Annotated in this window: 13 protein-coding genes; 6 read left to right on the forward strand and 7 right to left on the reverse strand. The window is 74.4% G+C overall.

The window, feature by feature from the left end:
- The first annotated feature begins 313 nt into the window (after positions 1 to 313).
- Positions 314 to 1,099, forward strand: a complete 786-nt coding sequence (locus IE330_RS11030) for a VOC family protein (RefSeq protein ID WP_190135737.1) — start codon at positions 314 to 316, stop codon at positions 1,097 to 1,099.
- Positions 1,100 to 1,341: 242 nt separating this feature from the next.
- Positions 1,342 to 1,602: a WhiB family transcriptional regulator gene (locus IE330_RS11035; RefSeq protein WP_190135738.1), complete on the forward strand. Its 261-nt coding sequence runs from the start codon at positions 1,342 to 1,344 to the stop codon at positions 1,600 to 1,602.
- Between the two features lie 90 nt (positions 1,603 to 1,692).
- On the opposite strand, the gene IE330_RS11040 is transcribed toward IE330_RS11035, so the two are convergent.
- The 3 genes from IE330_RS11040 to IE330_RS11050 form a co-directional block, all read right to left on the reverse strand.
- Entirely contained in the window at positions 1,693 to 4,164 is a 2,472-nt protein-coding gene (locus tag IE330_RS11040) for a glucosidase family protein (protein WP_229925551.1), read from the reverse strand.
- Between the two features lie 195 nt (positions 4,165 to 4,359).
- Positions 4,360 to 5,328 (reverse strand): acyl-ACP desaturase, encoded by a 969-nt coding sequence (locus IE330_RS11045; protein ID WP_190135739.1) that lies wholly within the window; start codon positions 5,326 to 5,328, stop codon positions 4,360 to 4,362.
- Between the two features lie 256 nt (positions 5,329 to 5,584).
- The gene (locus IE330_RS11050; RefSeq protein WP_229925552.1) at positions 5,585 to 7,120 is read right to left on the reverse strand and encodes a PucR family transcriptional regulator; all 1,536 of its coding nucleotides are present in this window, start codon (positions 7,118 to 7,120) and stop codon (positions 5,585 to 5,587) included.
- Between the two features lie 293 nt (positions 7,121 to 7,413).
- Between IE330_RS11050 and IE330_RS11055 the strand changes: the two genes are divergently transcribed.
- On the forward strand, positions 7,414 to 8,301 hold the full coding sequence (locus IE330_RS11055; protein ID WP_229925553.1) for a DUF4394 domain-containing protein: 888 nt from the start codon (positions 7,414 to 7,416) through the stop codon (positions 8,299 to 8,301).
- A gap of 41 nt (positions 8,302 to 8,342) precedes the next feature.
- Here IE330_RS11055 and IE330_RS11060 read toward each other — a convergent pair whose 3' ends face one another.
- Both IE330_RS11060 and IE330_RS11065 read right to left on the reverse strand, forming a co-directional pair.
- Positions 8,343 to 10,628, reverse strand: a complete 2,286-nt coding sequence (locus IE330_RS11060) for an ATP-binding cassette domain-containing protein (RefSeq protein WP_190135740.1) — start codon at positions 10,626 to 10,628, stop codon at positions 8,343 to 8,345.
- A 10-nt stretch (positions 10,629 to 10,638) separates the two neighbouring features.
- On the reverse strand, positions 10,639 to 12,393 hold the full coding sequence (locus IE330_RS11065) for an ABC-F family ATP-binding cassette domain-containing protein (RefSeq protein ID WP_190135741.1): 1,755 nt from the start codon (positions 12,391 to 12,393) through the stop codon (positions 10,639 to 10,641).
- A 428-nt stretch (positions 12,394 to 12,821) separates the two neighbouring features.
- Between IE330_RS11065 and IE330_RS11070 the strand changes: the two genes are divergently transcribed.
- Complete coding sequence (locus IE330_RS11070; RefSeq protein ID WP_190135742.1) at positions 12,822 to 13,655, forward strand: isocitrate lyase/PEP mutase family protein; 834 nt, start codon at positions 12,822 to 12,824, stop codon at positions 13,653 to 13,655.
- A 332-nt stretch (positions 13,656 to 13,987) separates the two neighbouring features.
- On the opposite strand, the gene ssgD is transcribed toward IE330_RS11070, so the two are convergent.
- A complete protein-coding gene (ssgD, locus tag IE330_RS11075; protein ID WP_190135743.1) occupies positions 13,988 to 14,404 on the reverse strand; it encodes a spore wall synthesis regulator SsgD in 417 nt (138 codons plus the stop codon).
- Positions 14,405 to 14,636: 232 nt separating this feature from the next.
- On the opposite strand from ssgD, the gene IE330_RS11080 reads away from it, so the two are divergent.
- Positions 14,637 to 15,860, forward strand: a complete 1,224-nt coding sequence (locus tag IE330_RS11080) for a WD40/YVTN/BNR-like repeat-containing protein (RefSeq protein ID WP_229925554.1) — start codon at positions 14,637 to 14,639, stop codon at positions 15,858 to 15,860.
- Positions 15,861 to 15,876: 16 nt separating this feature from the next.
- On the opposite strand, the gene IE330_RS11085 is transcribed toward IE330_RS11080, so the two are convergent.
- Positions 15,877 to 16,176: a YciI family protein gene (locus IE330_RS11085; RefSeq protein ID WP_190135744.1), complete on the reverse strand. Its 300-nt coding sequence runs from the start codon at positions 16,174 to 16,176 to the stop codon at positions 15,877 to 15,879.
- Positions 16,177 to 16,371: 195 nt separating this feature from the next.
- Between IE330_RS11085 and nfi the strand changes: the two genes are divergently transcribed.
- Positions 16,372 to 17,076 (forward strand): deoxyribonuclease V, encoded by a 705-nt coding sequence (gene nfi, locus IE330_RS11090; RefSeq protein ID WP_190135745.1) that lies wholly within the window; start codon positions 16,372 to 16,374, stop codon positions 17,074 to 17,076.
- The last annotated feature ends 124 nt before the right edge of the window (positions 17,077 to 17,200 follow it).

Raw genomic sequence — 17,200 nt, forward strand, 5'->3', positions numbered from 1 at the left:
ACGAGACGTCAAGAGGTGTGACTGAGAGCGCTCTCAGAATCTTGTCCGTCTTCACAAGGTGATGACGGGGCTGTGCGGAGGGTGACGGGAAATCGCCCTGGGGCGAGGCGGCCGCGCGCGGGCGCGGCGGAGCGCGGGCGGCTGGGCGGGCGCGTCGGGTCATGGCGCGGCGACGGCCGACGGGCACCGGGGCGTGGGGGCCGCCGACGGGCGCCGGGGCTTCGGCGTCGGGTGCCGGTCGACGCGCGCGGATTGTCAGTGCCCGGTGCGAGACTCGGAAGGGAGACGGCAGGGTGCGACAAAGGAGTCGATCATGCTCAGCACTCGCGATGTCACCGGGGCACCGGTCTGGGTGGACCTGGGGACGACGGACATCGACGGAGCCGCCGCGTTCTACCGCGGCCTCTTCGGCTGGGACTTCGAGAAGGGCGGCGAGGAGGTCGGCGGGTACGGCCTGTTCCGGCGTGACGGCAGGACGGTCGCGGGCGGCATGACCGTCACCCCCGAGCTGGGCGCGCCCGCCTGGTCGGTGTACTTCCGGGCACCGGACGCGGACGCCACCGCCCGGCAGGTCGAGCAGGCGGGCGGGCGCACCACCTGGGAGCCGGCGGACGTCCTCGACCTCGGCCGCACGGCGGGCTTCACCGACCCCGGCGGGGCCGCGTTCTCCGTCTGGCAGCCGGGACGGAACCCGGGCCTGGAGCTGGTGGACGCCCCCGGCGCCCTGGTGTGGACGGAGCTGTACGCGCCGGACGTCGAGGCGGCCGCGGCCTTCTACGGCACGGTGTTCGGCTGGCGGACCCTCGGCCAGCCCTTCGAGGGCGGCACGTACACGATGGTGTACCCGGGCGCGGGCTCCGCGGACGACATGTTCGGCGGCGTGTGGCCGCTGGACGAGGACCCGGTCGAGCGGGAGGCGGGCGCCTGCTGGATGCCGTACTTCCAGGTGGACGACATCGACGCGGTGGTGGAGCAGGCCCGCGCCACGGGCGGCACGGTCCGGGCCGAGCGGATGGACCTCAAGGAGGTGGGCGCCTTCGCCAAGCTCGCCGATCCGTACGGGGCGCGGTTCGCGCTGATGCAGCCCGAGCGGGGCTGAGCCCCGACACCGCCCGGCGCGCTGCGGGCGGCCTCGCAGGGGCGGCCCTGCCCCGGTGGTCGCGCCGCGGCGGTCCTGGAGGGCGACGCGCCCATGGACCGGTAAGCCGGTACGGGCCACGGCGTGGGCCCGTACCGTGGGCGGTGCCGATCGGCCCCGGTACGCCGCGCGCGGGCGGGTCCCGCGCGCCCCGTTGAGCGAACGTTGATCCGTTGTTTCGCTCCGCCCACCAGGATCACGGCATGCACTTCGACACCATCGTGACCGAGACCGAACTCGCCTGGCAGGAGCAGGCCCTGTGCGCACAGACCGGACCGGAGTTCTTCTTCCCCGAACCCGGCAGCTCGGTGCGCGAGGCCAAGAACATCTGCCGCCTCTGCGACATGCGCACCGCCTGCCTGGCCTACGCGCTGGACAACGACGAGCGGTTCGGCGTGTGGGGCGGGCTCTCCGAGAAGGAGCGGCAGAACCTGCGCCGTGAGAAGGCCGCACGCCGTGCCTGAGCGCCCGGCCCGGCCCGCCCCCCGTCGGGCCGCTCGCGTCCGTGCAAGCCGCGGCCGCGCACGCCGCCTCCGCGCGAGCCGCGTCCGCACTCAGCCGTACGTGACCGTGAACCGGCCCGTCCCGGCCGGTACGCGCACGTCGTCGCCGGACACCGGCAGCGCGCGCCCGTCCGCCGTGGCCGCCCGCACCGGGCCGAACCGGCACGGGTAGACGAACCGGACGCCCTCCGGGGCCCGGGTGACGTCCACGGTCACCGTGCGCTCACCCGCGTCGTGCCCGAGCCGGTAGCCGAACGGCGCGCCGAACAGCGTCGGCGCCTCCGCCACGGCCACCGTGCCGCCGTCCGGCACCCAGTGCGGGCGCACGCCCGGCGCGACGTACAGGTGCGGGTCGCGGTCCTCGTCGGCCTCGAAGAAGAGGATGTCGCGGACCAGGAGCAGGTACTCCGCCGCCGCCCAGCCGTGCGGGATGTCGCCCATGTACCAGTGCCGGTGCGGCACTTCGCCGTAGTCGGAGGCGATGGGGAAGGCGTGCTGCTCGTTCCAGGCGCCGAGCGCCACGGCCCGGTCCTCCGCGCGCGGCGACGCGGCGGCCACGGTCCAGCCGAGCAGCGCGTCCATCCGCCCCGGGTCCCCGGCCAGCAGGTAGGCGTGCGCCAACTGCAGGGTGAGGTAGGGGCCGTAGGCGTTCCAGGCCGCCTCGTGCCGGAAGCCCCCGGTGACGAAGCGGGCGTACATCGTGTCGAGCGTGTACCGGGCCGCCCGGTCGATGTCGCCGCCCAGCTTGGCGCCCATGTGCAGCCGCAGCGGGTGGAAGTACGCCGCCGCGCCGATCATCGTCGAGTCGCGCCGCCCGACGTCGCCGGGCCCGGTCGGGATGTACGTCTCCCACTCGCCGCGGCGGCGCTGCTCGGCCAGCACCCAGCGGACGGACGCGGCCGTGGCCTCCTTCAGGTCGTCGTAGGCGGCCCACAGTTCCTCCGTCTCCGGGGTGCCGAGGCGCTCGGCGAGGCGCGCGGCCTCGTACAGCCCCGCGATGCCCCACAGGTCGTCCCAGTAGTGCGGCTTGTCGCGCTCGCCGAGGTGCTCGGCGCTCCAGCCGCTGTGCAGCAGGCCGTACCCGTCGCGGTTGTCGCGCAGCCAGCGCGCGGCGTCGACGACGTACGGCGTGTACAGCTTCGCGCCGAACGCCGCGTCCCGGCCGCGCGTGCGGTCGAAGCGGCCGATCGCCCACAGCGCCTGGCCGTTGCTGTCCCACTCGCGGTCGTCCTTCTCGTGCGGGCCGCCGTAGAAGCCGTACTCGGCGCACGGCCCGATCCGGCCCGTGCCGCGGTTGAACCGCAGCGGGTAGTGCGTGCCCAACTGGTGTTCCGCGAGGGCCGTGTCGCCCACGAGGGAGCACGCGGTGGCCTCCACCGACGAGTCCCGGATCCAGAACGAGTCGTACACCGTCGGGCCCGGGTGGATCTCGCCGTGGTCGGAGAGCACCAGCAACTGGGCCCGCGCCTGCCGGAACTGGTCCGTCAGATGCGCCACCGGCCCGGGCAGGTCGGGCTGCACGCCCTGGCCGAGCAGTTTCGCCGCCCAGAACGCGTGGTGCGCCTCCTCCAGGGCGTCGGCGGGCGTGGCGCGCAGTTCCGCCAGGTCGTCGGCCCCGCTGTACAGGTCGACGGGCAGCCGGGCGTCCAGCGTGAACTCCTCCTCGCCCGCCACCCGGAACGGCCACGCGAACGCCGCGCTGCACAGGCCCGCGACCTGGTCCTGCGCCTGGAGCGCCGCGTTCAGCTTGCCGCCGGTGGCCAGGTCGTGGAACGGGTTGCGCAGCAGGTACGCCGCCGGGTCATGGGTGAAGTCCGGGTTGCCGTACACGCCGTGGTGCTCCGGCGGGGTGTCGAACACCGGGCCCCAGCCGCTGTTGGTCTCCACGCGGGCCTCGTCGGGCAGGTAGCGCAGGAACGTCAGCCTGCGGTCGGTGATCTGCTCGCCGCGCCGGTCGTGGCGCTGGAAGCCGCTCGGGCCGGCGGGCAGCACCGCCGCGCACAGCCAGCCCTCGCGCGGGCGCCCGTCCGGGCTGCGCACGGCCAGGCGCGTCACGGCCAGGTCCCGCTGCCGGGCGCCGACCGCCGCCGCGAAGGTCCGCTGCTCGTACGCGGCCCCGCCCGGCGCCCGGAACGCCGTGACGACCGCGGGCAGGTGCGGCGCCTCGATCCGCTGCTCCACCGTGCCGCCCGCCGCGAGCTGCGGCAGGCTCAGCGTGCCCGCCGCCGGGTCGTACAGGAAGAACGTCAGGCTGTACTTGTCGTAGACCGGCTCGATCTCGCCCGCCTGCCCGATCAGCGACTCCTGGCGGTGGTCCTTCACCCCCACCATGTGCCAGTACCGGTACAGGGCGTTGGAGGCGAAGGCGGCCTCCTTCGACGCGTACGTACCCCGGTCGAAGTCGTCGCTCCAGCGCCGGAACGCGGCCTGCGCCCACCACGGCACGGGATACGGCACCCGCGCCCGGTCGGCCCACCCGCGCCACATGACCTCGTAGAACATCCACTCGTGCGACTGTGCCACTCCCATCCACCCCCAGGGGTCGACGACGGTGCCTCGTCCGCCCACCATGGCACCGGGGCGGGGGGTCGTACATCGGTGCGGCTGGCGGTGGACGGAGGGCGTCGCCGAAGGGGGCGGTGTCGCGCGCCCGGGGCCGCCGGCGCGGCTGCGCCGACGGCCTGGTCCGGGGCTGGCCCGGTCCGGGGGCGGCGCCCCTCAGCCCCGTGCGGCCATGCGGGCCCGGCGGGCGGCGAGGCGTTCGTCGAAGCGGCGGGCCTCCGTGTCGAGGCCGTCGAGGTAGAGGCCCAGCTCCTCCTGCGCGCGGATGCCGTCGGGGCCGAGCCCCGGCACCTCCATGACCTTGAGGAAGCGCAGGACGGGCTGGAGGACGTCGTCGTGGTGGATGCGCAGGTTGTAGACGCCGCCGATGGCCATCTTCGCGGCGGCCCGCTCGAAGCCGGGGATGCCGTGGCCGGGCATGCGGAAGTCGACCACCACGTCCCGCACCGCGCGCATCGTCGCGTCGGGCGCGAGCTCGAAGGCGGCCTTGAGGAGGTTGCGGTAGAAGACCATGTGCAGGTTCTCGTCGGTGGCGATGCGGGCCAGCATCCGGTCGCAGACCGGGTCGCCGGACTGGTGTCCGGTGTTGCGGTGGGAGATGCGGGTGGCCAGCTCCTGGAACGCCACGTAGGCGACGGAGTGCAGCATCGAGTGCCGGTTGTCGGACTCGAACCCCTCGCTCATGTGCGACATACGGAAACGTTCAAGCTGGTCCGGGTCCACGGCCCGGGACGCGAGCAGGTAGTCCCGCATCACGATGCCGTGGCGGCCCTCCTCGGCCGTCCAGCGGTGCACCCACGTGCCCCACGCCCCGTCGCGGCCGAAGAGTGAGGCGATCTCGTGGTGGTAGCTCGGCAGGTTGTCCTCGGTCAGGAGGTTGACGACGAGAGCGATCCGGCCGACGTCGGTGACGGGGGACTGGGACAGCTCCCAGGCCTCGCCGTCCTCGAACAGGCCGGGGAAGTTGCGGGCGTCGGAGAACGGCACGTACTCGTGCGGCATCCAGTCCTTGGCGACCTTCAGGTGGCGGTTGAGCTCTTTCTCGACCACCTCCTCCAGCGCGTACAGCAACCGGGCGTCGGTCCAGGTGTCCGGGCTGCCGAGGTGGGGAGAGGTGAGCGTCACAGGGGCTCCAGAAGAGGGGGAATGGGGGGACGACATACGCGTGGGGTGGGGACGGGCGGGACGGTGCGCGGGGGGCCCGCGGCACCGGTCACCGCGAACAAGGTTACCTACGGCATCGTAGGTTACGTTTCCGTAGGTTAAACCCGACGTAAAGGTGTGACGGTGGTCTCAGGGGCCGGTGGCAGCCGGCCCCTGGTCCCGGCGGGCGGGGGGCGCGTGGTGGCTGACCTGGCGTGCGGGGGCGCGCGGCGGTGGCTCAGCGCATCGCCAGGCGCCGGGTGACGGCCGCGCTGAGGATGCGTACGCCGCGCGTCGAACCCGGCGGGAGGCCGGTGAGCTCCCGCACCCGGCGCAGCCGGTAGTCCAGGGTGCGGGGGTGGACGTTGAGCGCGGCCGCCGTGGCGCTCCGGTCCATGTCGTGGCGGTAGTACGCGTCGAGGGTGACGACGAGGTCCGGTCCGGGTTCGAGGCGCCCGGCCACGGTGGCCAGCCAGGCGTCGACGAGGGGTACGTCCGCGACGGCGAGTTCGACGAAGACGTCCGCGGTGGTGTGCGGCCGCGGCCTGGCGGGCGCGCGCCGCAGCGGCGCCGCCCTGCTGATCCGCCGGGCCCGGGTGAGGGCGCCGGCGAGCTCCGCGAGCGGCGCGGTGGCGATGCCCGCGGCGCAGGCGCGGCCGACGGCACCGGCGAAGTCCCGTACGAGGTCACGGGCGAGGTCGGGCACGGCCTCGAAGGTGAGGTCGGGTACGGGGGCGGAGGTGAGGTCCGGCGCGGGGTCGGAGGCGGGGCGGGGTGAGGGGCCGGGGGTGAGGTCCGGCGCGGGGTCGGGCGGCGGGCCGGGCTCGTGGGCGGGCGGGGGAGCGGGGGGAGGGTGATCGGGAGGAGGGTCGGATGCGGGCACGGGGGGTCTGCGGCCGGGGGTGGTGGCAGGGCGTCTGCGGCCCGATGCGGGCGCGGGGGGCGTGCGGCCAAGGGCGAGCGCGGGGCGTGTGCGGCCGGAGGCGGGCGCCGCAGCGGGCGTGCGGCCGGGGGCGGGGGTGAGCGGGGACGCCCCTCCGGTCGCGCCGGGTGGCTTCGGCGTCTCCTCGGTGGCGGGGACCAGGGCGATCAGCTCCCCGCCCCCGTCGCCCGCCGGGCACCACACCATGGGCACCCGGTGGGCCTTCACCAGGTGCTCGACCTCGCGCTGCGGCCCGCCGTGTCCGCCGGTCCCGTCCGCCACCCGGATCACCGTCACCGCGCAGCACCGGGGCAGCTCCATGCCCACGGCCGGGGCGAGCTCCGCCGCCAGGGGGTCGTGGGTGAGGAGCGACCTGGCGAGCAGGGCGACCTGCTCGACGTACGGCAGGCGGTGGCGCAGGGCGGTCACGAAGCCCTGGCAGTAGGCGCCGATGCCGCGCTCGCCCTGCGGGGCGAACCAGCCCATGACGCGCAGGAGTTCCTGGGCTGCGCCGCCGCGCTGGGCGTCGACCGCCTCGTGGATGTCGCGCAGCATCAGCGCGGTGTGCAGGCGCAGGACGCGCTGCCGTGACTCCAGGGACATGCCCGAGCCGCCCCGCACCTCGCCCATGGCGGCGATGGCGGCGAGGTCGTCCGGCGTCAACGGAGCGTTGTGCGGGGCGAGTTCGAGCGTGCGGCGGCGCAGCCACACCGCGTACTCCAGTGTCTCGGCCCGGGCGCGGGCGTCGGTGTCCAGGGAGGCGAACTCCGGGATCTCGCGCGCGTACGCCTCGACCTCCCGGCGTGCGCTGGCCGCCGCTTGCCGGGCCAGCTCGGCGAAGAGGCTCCTCATGGCCGCGAGCATCCCACCGCGCGCGAACGGCCCGACAGGCGGGAACCGGTCGCCGTGCACATGTCGCGCACATATAACCCGGGAGGGCGGGCCGCGGTTTGTCACCGTGCGCAAAGTTCCCCGGCTGCGCCGGCCTTGTCCCCGCATCCGCTTGTCGGCCCCCGGTGACCTGGGCTTAATGGGAACCGCGTACCCGCCCGTGGGGGGAACACCGTGGCGATCGGGAGAACCCGCATCCGCCCCAAGACGCAGTCCGGCACGACGCAGTCCGGCACAACGGGAGGGAAGACACCATGAAGGTTTCCAGCAGATCGCGCGCCAGGAGGAGATGCGCGGCGGCGGTCGCGGTGCTCACCGCGTCGACGGCGCTCATGATGGGGGCGCCCGGCACCGGCTCGGCGGCGCCCGCCGTCACGCCCAGCCTGCAGGCGTTCGGGATCAGCGGCGACGGCCTCCTGATGGCCGCGTTCAAGACCGACAAGCCGCAGCAACTGGACTGGGTGCGGGAGATCACCGGCCTCAAGGGCGACCAGAAGGTGGTCGGCATCGACTTCCGGGTCCAGGACGGCCAGTTGTACGGGGTCGGCGACAAGGGCGGCATCTACACGTTCAAGTGGCCGCCGGACGTGCCGGAACCGACCGCCACCAAGGTCTCCCAGCTCCAGTTCGACCTGCTCGGCACCAACTTCGGCGTCGACTTCAACCCGGCGGCCGACCGGCTGAGGGTGATCAGCGACGGCGCCCAGAACCTGCGGCACAACCTGAACACCCACACCACGGAGGAAGACATCGCCCTCACCACTCCGCCCATCACCGGGTGGACGCGGGGCGTCAGCGCGGCCGGGTACACGAACAACGACCTCAACGGGGCCACCGGTACCCTCCTGTTCGACATCGACACCAAGAACGACCAGCTCGTCGTCCAGGCCCCGGCCAACAACGGCACCCTGTCGCCGGTCGGTTCCCTCGGGGTCGACGCGGGGCCCAACGCGGGCCTCGACATCTACAGCACCCTCTCGGGCGGCAAGACGGTCTCGAACGCGGGCTTCGCCATCCTCGGCCCCGCGTCCGGCACCGGCAATCCGAGCCTCTACAACGTCAACCTGTTCACCGGTGAGACCGGCGTCATCGGCCGCTTCCCCGTGAACATCACGGACGTGGCCATCTATCCCGGCAGGTGAACCAGGACCGCGGCCCGGCGCCCGCCGGGCCGCGGTGACGCCTACGCGGCCACCGCCCGCCGCAGGTGCTCCGCGGTGAACGAGTCCCGTGCGGCGAGCAGTTCGCGCGGCGTCCCCTCGAAGACGATCCGGCCGCCGTGCTTGCCGCCGTCGGGCCCGAGGTCGACGACCCAGTCCGCGTGCTTGACGACGTCCAGGTTGTGCTCGACGACCAGGACGGTGTTCCCGGCGTCGACGATCCGGTCGAGCAGCGCGAGGAGCCCGGCGACGTCCGCCATGTGCAGGCCGGTCGTCGGCTCGTCCAGGACGTACGTCGTGCCGGTCCGGTGGAGCTGCGTGGCGAGCTTGATGCGCTGGCGCTCGCCGCCGGAGAGGGTGCTCAGCGGCTGCCCGAGGGTGAGGTACGTGAGCCCCACGTCCCGCAGGGCCCCGAGGCGGCGGCGCACCGCCGCGTCCGGGAAGTCCTCCAGGAACGCCAGCGCGTCCTCGGCGGTCATGTCCAGGACGTCCACGACCGAGCGCCCGCCCACGGTGAGGCGCAGCACCTCCTCCTTGAAGCGCCGCCCCGCGCACCGCTCGCAGGTCGTCGTGACCGGGTCCATGAAGGCCAGGTCGCTGTGGATGACGCCGCGGCCCCGGCAACCCTCGCACGCGCCGCTGGAGTTGAAGCTGAACAGCCCGGCCTCCGCGCCCGTGTGCCGGGCGAACAGCGCACGCACCCGGTCCATGATCCCCAGATACGTGGCCGGGGTGGACCGGCCCGAGATCCCGATGGACGACTGGTCGACGACCACGGCGTCCGGGTGCTGCGCGGTGAACACCTCGGAGACGAGCGTGCTCTTGCCCGAGCCGGCGACGCCGGTGACGACCGTGAGCACGCCCGCGGGCAGGCGGACGGTGACGTCCTTGAGGTTGTGCAGCCCGGCGTCCTTGATCCACAGCTCGCCGGACGGTTCGCGCGGGTGCTCCTTCACGCCCGTGGCGCGGCGCAGGGCGCGGCCGGTGAGGGTGTCGGCGGCGCGCAGCTCCGCGGGGGTGCCCTCGAAGACGACGTGGCCGCCGTGGGTGCCCGCGGCCGGGCCCATGTCGACGACGTGGTCGGCGACCGCGATCACGTCCGGGTCGTGCTCGACGACGAGGACGGTGTTGCCCTTGTCGCGCAGGCGCAGCAGCAGGTCGTTGAGCCGGCCCACGTCCCGCGGGTGCAGCCCGACGCTCGGCTCGTCGAAGATGTACGTCATGCCGGTCAGGCTGGAGCCCAGGTGCCGGACCATCTTCAGGCGCTGGCCCTCGCCGCCGGAGAGCGTGGACGTCTCGCGGTCCAGGCTGAGGTAGCCGAGCCCGATGGCCTCGACGCGTTCGAGCGCGGCGACGGCGGCCGCCGCGACGGGCCCCGCGACCGGGTCGTCGACGCGGCCGAGCTCCGCGATCAGATCGGTGACCTCCATCCGGGCGCAGTCGGCGATGGACAGGCCGTTGATCCGGGTGGCGAGCGCGGCGGGGTTCAGGCGCGCGCCGTCGCAGGCGGGGCAGCGGGCCTCGGTGAGGAACGCCTCCACCAGGTCGCGGGTCTTCTGCGACAGGGCGGACAGGTCGCGGTTGAGGTAGAGGCGTTCGAAGCGGTCGGCGAGCCCCTCGAAGTCGATGTCCCGCGCCCCGCCGGTGTTGTCGACGGTGACCTTCCCGCCGGGGCGCCCGCGCAGCAGGTACCGCCGCTCCTCGGCGGTGAAGTCGCCGACCGGCTTGTGCGGGTCCAGGTCCGCGCTGTTGGTGTACGTCTGGCCGTGCCAGGTCCCGGCGGCGAACGGCGGGAAGAGGATCGCGCCGTCCGCCAGGGACCTGGCCGGGTCCAGGATGCGGTCGTAGTCGGGCCGCACGGTGCGGCCGAGCCCGTCGCACTCGGGGCACATGCCGCTCGGGTCGTTGAAGGAGTACGCGGTGGCCGGGCCCGCGCTCGGCGTGCCGTGCCGGGAGAACAGGACCCGGATCACCGCGTAGATGTCCGTCATCGTGCCGACGGTGGACCGGGAGTGGCCGCCGATCGGCTTCTGGTCCACCACGATCGCGGGCGCCAGGTCCTCGATGGCGTCCGCGTGCGGCCGCTCGTACTTCGGCAGCCGGTTGCGGACGAACCACGTGAACGTCTCGTTGAGCTGGCGCTGCGACTCCACCGCGATGGTGTCGAAGACGACCGACGACTTCCCCGATCCTGACACCCCGGTGAAGACCGTCAGGCGGCCCTTCGGAATGCGCAGGCTCACCTCCTTCAGGTTGTTCTCGCGGGCTCCGGTGACGGTGATGTGGTCGTGCGTGAGTGCTGCGTGCATGCACCCGACGCTAGGCGGAATACCCGACAGCCTCTGTCCTGTTTTCCGAGGCGTTCCTGGAGGCGTTCCCGCAGGCCTTGCGCGAAGCGTTTCCGGAGGGGGTCTCCGGGGTGTTCCGGGCGGCCCCGGCGTGGCCGTCCGCCATCTCCGCCGGGTCCGCGATCTCCCGGAGCCGCCCGTCGAGCAGCAGCCAGCGGGTGATGCCGAGGGACTCCAGGAACGGCAGGTCGTGGCTGGCCACGAGCAGCGTGCCTTCGTACGACTCCAGGGCCGAGGAAAGCTGCCGGACGCTCGCCATGTCGAGGTTGTTCGTCGGCTCGTCGAGCAGCAGGAGCTGCGGCGCGGGCTCGGCCAGCATGAGCGCCGCGAGCGCCGCCCGGAACCGCTCGCCGCCCGACAGGGTGCCCGCCCGCTGGTCGGCCTTGGCGCCCCGGAACAGGAAGCGGGCGAGACGCGCCCGGACCCGGTTGTTGGTCGCGTCCGGGGCCTGGCGCGCCACGTTCTCGGCCACGGTCAGCTCGTCGTCGAGCACGTCGAGGCGCTGCGGCAAAAAGCGCAGCGGCACGTGGGCCCGCACCTCTCCCGCGACCGGCGCGAGGTCACCGCCGATGGTCCGCAGGAGCGTGGTCTTGCCCGCGCCGTTGCGGCCCACGAGCGCGATCCGCTCCGGGCCGCGCAGCTCGAACTCGCCCTGTACGGACGCCCCGTAACGCAGCGTCAGGTTGCTCAGGGTCAGGACGGTGCGCCCCGGCGGGACCGCCGTGTACGGCAGGTCGACGCGGATCTCGTCGTCGTCCCGTACCGCCTCGACGGCCTCGTCGAGGCGTTCCCTGGCCCCGGCGAGCTTGCCCTCGTGCAGGGTGCGGTGCTTGCCGGCGGACTCCTGCGCCGCCCGCTTGCGGTTGCCCATCACGATCTTCGGCTCGCGCTTCTGGTCCCACATCTTCTGCCCGTAGCGCTTGCGGCGGGCCAGCTTGACCTCCGCCTCGACCAGTTCGCGCTTCTGCTTGCGCAGATCGGCCTCGGCGGCGCGCACCATGCGCTCGGCCGCCTCCTGCTCCACGGCCAGCGCCTCCTCGTACGCGGAGAAGTTGCCGCCGTACCAGGCGACCTCGCCGTCCCGCAGGTCGGCGATGTGGTCGACGCGGTCGAGCAGCTGCCGGTCGTGGCTGACCACGACGAGGACGCCGGACCAGGCGTCGACGGCCGCGTACAGGCGCTGCCTCGCGTACAGGTCCAGGTTGTTGGTGGGCTCGTCGAGCAGCAGCACGCCGGGCCTGCGCAGCAGCAGCGCGGCCAGGCGCAGCAGGACCGACTCGCCGCCGGACACCTCGCCCGTGGTGCGGTCGAGGCCGATGTGGCCGAGGCCGAGCTGGTCGAGCGTCGCCGTGGCGCGCTCCTCGACGTCCCAGTCGTCACCGACGGCGGCGAAGTGCTCCTCGCGCACGTCACCGGCCTCGATGGCGTGCAGCGCGGCGCGCGTCCCGGCGATGCCGAGGACCTCGTCGACGCGCAGGCCGGTGTCGAGGGTGACGTTCTGCGGCAGGTAGCCGATCTCGTCGGCGGTGCGCACCGTGCCCTCGTGCGGGGTGAGTTCCCCGGCGATCAGCTTCAGGAGCGTGGACTTGCCCGAGCCGTTGCGGCCGATGAGGCCGGTCCTGCCGGGCCCGAAGGCGACCTGGAGGCCGTCGAAGACGGGCGTGCCGTCGGGCCAGGCGAAGGTCAGCGACGTACAGGCGATGGACGGGGTGGGGGAAGTAGACATAAGGCGGCCTCGCGGTTGCTGGCTGGGGCGTGGTCGGGTGCAACGCGTGGGAGACACCGCGAGGAGGCGTGCACACCGCTCGGGCCCCGAGGGGCGCGGCCGGGCCGTGGAAGAGGGCCCTGTGCCGGGGCGGACGGCTCGTACGCCGAGGTCGCACGCGACGCACACAGCGATCGAGAGCTGTGTGACGCGGTGTCTCAAGACCTCAGACGAGCAACGTCCTTCTCCGTTCGACGGCAACAGAACCGTTGTCCAACGTAAGGAGGCCTGGGAGGGGTGTCAACGTCTTTTCGTCGGGCCGTCGCGGCCGACGGGGCCAGGGCTCGCGAGGGTTGTGGCGGTGGCTCCGGCGGGGGCCGCGCGGCGCCCGGCGTAGGTGTCGGATTCCTGCCAGACCCGGTGGCGCGCGGGCTGGTTGAGTGCTGCGCATGACACAGCAGTACGACACCGCGACGGTCTTCCGTGACCTGCACGTCCCCGGGAACCCGCTGGTCCTGCCGAACGCCTGGGACGCCGCGAGCGCCCGCCTCGTCGAGACGGCCGGGGCCGCGGCCGTCGCCACCACCAGCGCCGGGCTCGCCTGGGCGCTCGGCGCCGGGGACGGCGACCGGCTCACCCGCGACCAGGCGCTCGGCGTCGTGGCCCGGATCGCGGACACGGTCTCCGTGCCCGTGACCGCCGACGTCGAGAGCGGCTACGCCGCGGACGCCGCGGGCGTCGCCGACACCGTCCGGGCGGTCCTTGCCGCGGGCGCGGTCGGCGTGAACATCGAGGACGCCCCGCACGGCGGGGACGCGCCGCTGCGGCCCGTCGCCGAACAGGCCGAGCGCCTCACGGCGGCGCGCGGCGCAGCGGACGCGGCGGGCGTGCCGCTGTTCGTGAACGCGCGGATCGACACCTATCTGCGGGGCGTGGGGGAGGGGCCGCGGGAGCGGCTCGCGCTGACCCTGGAGCGGGCGGCCGCGTTCCTCGCCGCCGGGGCCGACGGCGTCTTCGTGCCGGGCGTCGTGGACCCGGAGACGGTGGCGGCCCTGGTCGCGAAGGTCGACGGGCCGGTCAACGTGATGGCGGGACCCGGGGCACCGCCGGTCGCCCGGCTCGCCGAACTCGGTGTCGCGCGGATCAGCGTCGGCTCGGGCATCGCGCAGGCGGCCCACGCACTGGTGCGGGCGGCGGCGCGGGAACTGCTCGTCGAGGGGACGTACGAGTCGCTGACGGGCGGGCTGGACTTCGGGGAGCTGAACGGGTTGTTCGGGCGGTGAGGCCGGCGGGGGCCGGGGCGGGGGCCGGAGCCGGGGCTTGGGCGCCGCGCGTCGGGGGGCGTGGCGGCTGAGGCCGCGGTGCGTTCCTGTCGTCTCCGTAACGCCCGCTGTCCCCGGGACGCAGCCACCGAGACGACAGGAGTCACCGAGACAACGGGAGTCACCGAGACAACGGGAGCCACTGAGACAGCAGAGGTCACTGAGACAACGGGCGCCCCAGGACCAGCAGGCACCCTAGAGTCAGCAGGCACCCCGGAGTCAGCAGGCACCCCAAAGGTCGGCAGGCACCCTGGAGTCAGCAGGCACCCCAAATGTCGGCAGACGCCCCGGTGTCAGCAGGCGTCCCGCATCAGGTCGGCCAGATCCCGGTCCAGGTCCACGTGCCGGTGCTCCTGGCCCACCGGTACGAGGACCGTGGTGCGGTGCAGGAACCGGCGCACGTCGCCGGTGCGGACGTGCACGATGGCCGTGCCCTCGGGGGCGTGGAACTCCAGGACCGTGCGCTCGTACCCGTAGGGGCGGACCCGGACGTCGCCGTCGCCCGCCGCCTGCTCCACGCCCTGCGCGAGCAGCTCGCGGGCGAACGTCCAGTGCACCTCGACGCCTTCCAGCGTCGCCGGGGCCGGGAAGCTCATGCGGACGGCGAAGGGGTCGCGCCGGTCGTAGTGGAGCGTCGCCGGGATGGTCGGCATCCGGGGCGCGGCGGCGACCAGGCGGGCCTCGACGGCTTGCTCGATGACAGTGGACAAGGCCTGCTCCCTTGACTCTGGCGACTGGACGACCGGGGTGTGCACGACCGGGGTCGGGCACTTGAATAGACGTGGGAATCGGCGAATCCGTGCACGCGCGGACCCGGTCGGACGGAGTGACCTCCGTCACCGCGTCCCCGCGAACCGCCGCGCGACACCCTCCGTCCGTCGCACGCCCGCGCGCGTACGGGCCTCTGGACGGCACCGGCCCGGTGGGCTAGCTTCGCCCGCCATGAGGCGCATGGGGCAGGCGGACGTCAGGGGGCGCGTGGTGCGGACGGGACGGAAGCCGGGGCGGACGGCGGAGCGGCGTACGGGCCGCGGGAGCGGGGCGACCGGTCGGGCGGGGGTGCTCGGCGCGCTGGCGCTCGGCGTGACCGCGCTCGCGGCGACGGCGCTCGCGGCACCCGGTGCCGTGGCCGCGCCCGCGCCCGTGGTGGCACCCGGGACCGGCGCGGGTTCGGGCAGCGGGGCCTTGAGCGGCGTCGGCTGGGACCTCAAGGACACCGGCACCGACGCCCGGTTCCGGGGGCTCGCCGCCGTCAGCCGGTCCACCGCGTGGGCGGCCGGGTCGCGCGGCACGGTCCTGCGCACCGCCGACGGCGGCAGGAGCTGGCGCGACGTGTCGCCGCCCGGGGCGGCGGGCCTGGAGTTCCGTGACGTGGAGGCGTTCGACGGGCGGCGGGCCGTGGTGCTCGCGATCGGCGAGGGCGAGGCGTCCCGGGTCTACCGCACGGCGGACGGCGGCGCGACCTGGACCGAGGCCTTCCGCAACCCCGACCCCCGGGCCTTCTACGACTGCATGACGTTCTTCGACCGCCGCCACGGCCTGGCGGTGAGCGACCCGGTGGACGGCAGGTACCGCATGCTGTCCACCGCGGACGGCGGCCGCTCCTGGAAGGTGCTGCCGGACCGGGGCATGCCCGCCGCCCAGGACGGTGAGGCGGCCTTCGCCGCGAGCGGCCAGTGCCTGGTGAGCGCGGGGCCGCGCGACGTCTGGCTGGCCACGGGCGGGGCCGCGCGCGCCCGCGTCCTGCACTCGGCGGACCGGGGCCTGACCTGGCGGGTCACCGACGCGCCGATCCCCGCGGGGGACCCGGCGCGGGGCGTCTTCGGCCTGGCCTTCCGGGACCGCGCGCACGGGCTCGCGGTCGGCGGCGACTACCGGCCCGGGCAGCCGTCGCCCACGGCCTCCGCCGTGACCGGCGACGGCGGCCGCACCTGGCGGCCCTCCGCGCGCCCCGCGCCCGCCTACCGCTCCGGCGTGGCCTGGCTGCCGCACAGCCGCGCCCTGGCCCTCGCGGTCGGCCCGACCGGCACGGACCTCACCACGGACGCCGGGCGCACCTGGCGCACCGTCGACGGCGGCTCGTACGACACCGTGGACTGCGCGCGCGACCTCGGCTGCTGGGCGGCGGGCGAGAAGGGCCGCGTGGCACGCCTGGAGCCCCGCTGACGCGCCGCCGCCCTGGCTAGGCGGGCAGTTCCTGCCGGTACGCGGCGAGGGCCGGAGCCGTCTTCGTGGCCAGGAACTCGGTGATCCGGTACTCGCACACCCCGCCGACGACGAACGGGTCCCCGGCCGCCAGCTCCTCGATCCGCTCCCGGCTGTCCCCGACGGCGAGGATCACCCCGCCGTCACGGGGGTTCTTCCGCCCGGAGGCGAGGACGACGCCCGCGGCGTACTGCGCGTCGAGCCAGGCGACGTGCTCGGCGAGCAGGGCGTCGACGCGGTCGAGCGGGGCGGTGTAGGTCAGCTCCATGACAAACATGATCAGGAGGCTACTCCGCCCGCGCGAAGGGGTTCCGGACGGGTCCTGGGCGGGTTCCGGACGGGCTCCGGGCGGGTCCGGGTGGGTCCCGGACGGTTCCTGGGACGGGCTCCGGGCGGGTTCCAGGTGGGTCCCGGACGGTTCCTGGGACGGGTCCGGGACGGGCTTCGCGCGGGCTCTAGGCTGGGGCTCACCATGAACACGACCGCCGTCACCATCCCGCCCCTGCCCGCCGACTGGCCCGCCGACGAGGCCGCGGCCCGTGCCGTCCAGGACGGACTGCGCGGCCGGGTGGTGCGCGACGAGCCGGGGCCGCCGCCCGGTGCGGGACACGTCACGGGCGTGGACGTGGCGTACGACGACGAGCGGGACGTGGTCGCCGCGGCCGTCGTCGTCCTGGACGCGGCGGACCTCTCGGTCGTCGAGGAGGCGACGGCGGTGGGCCGCGTCGCGTTCCCGTACGTGCCCGGACTGCTGGCCTTCCGCGAACTGCCCGCCGTGCTCGCCGCGCTGGACGCGCTCACCGCGGACCCCGGCCTGGTCGTGTGCGACGGCTACGGCATCGCGCACCCGCGCCGCTTCGGGCTCGCCAGCCACCTCGGCGTGCTGACCGGCCGCCCCACGATCGGCGTCGCGAAGAACCCCTTCACCTTCGCGTACGAGGCGCCCGGCGCCGCGCGCGGCAGCGTGGCGCCGCTGCGCGACGGCACGGAGGAGGTGGGCGGGGCGCTGCGCACCCGCGACGGCGTGAAGCCGGTGTTCGTGTCGGTCGGCCACCGCGTGTCCCTGGAGACGGCGTACGCCCACGTGCTGCACCTCACCCCGCGCTACCGGCTGCCGGAGACCACCCGCAGGGCGGACGCGCTGTGCCGTGCGGCCCTGCGCGAGGCAACGGGCTGAGCCGCGCGGCCACCCTCGATCACGCCGCCACCGACGGGGCGGCACCGCCACCCCCCCCGGGCCGCGCGGTACCTGACCGGGCCGCACGGCGACCGCCCGGGCCGCGCCGCGATCCACCGGGTTA

This window comes from Streptomyces longispororuber (genome assembly GCF_014656095.1).
Classification (GTDB): Bacteria; Actinomycetota; Actinomycetes; order Streptomycetales; family Streptomycetaceae; genus Streptomyces; species Streptomyces longispororuber.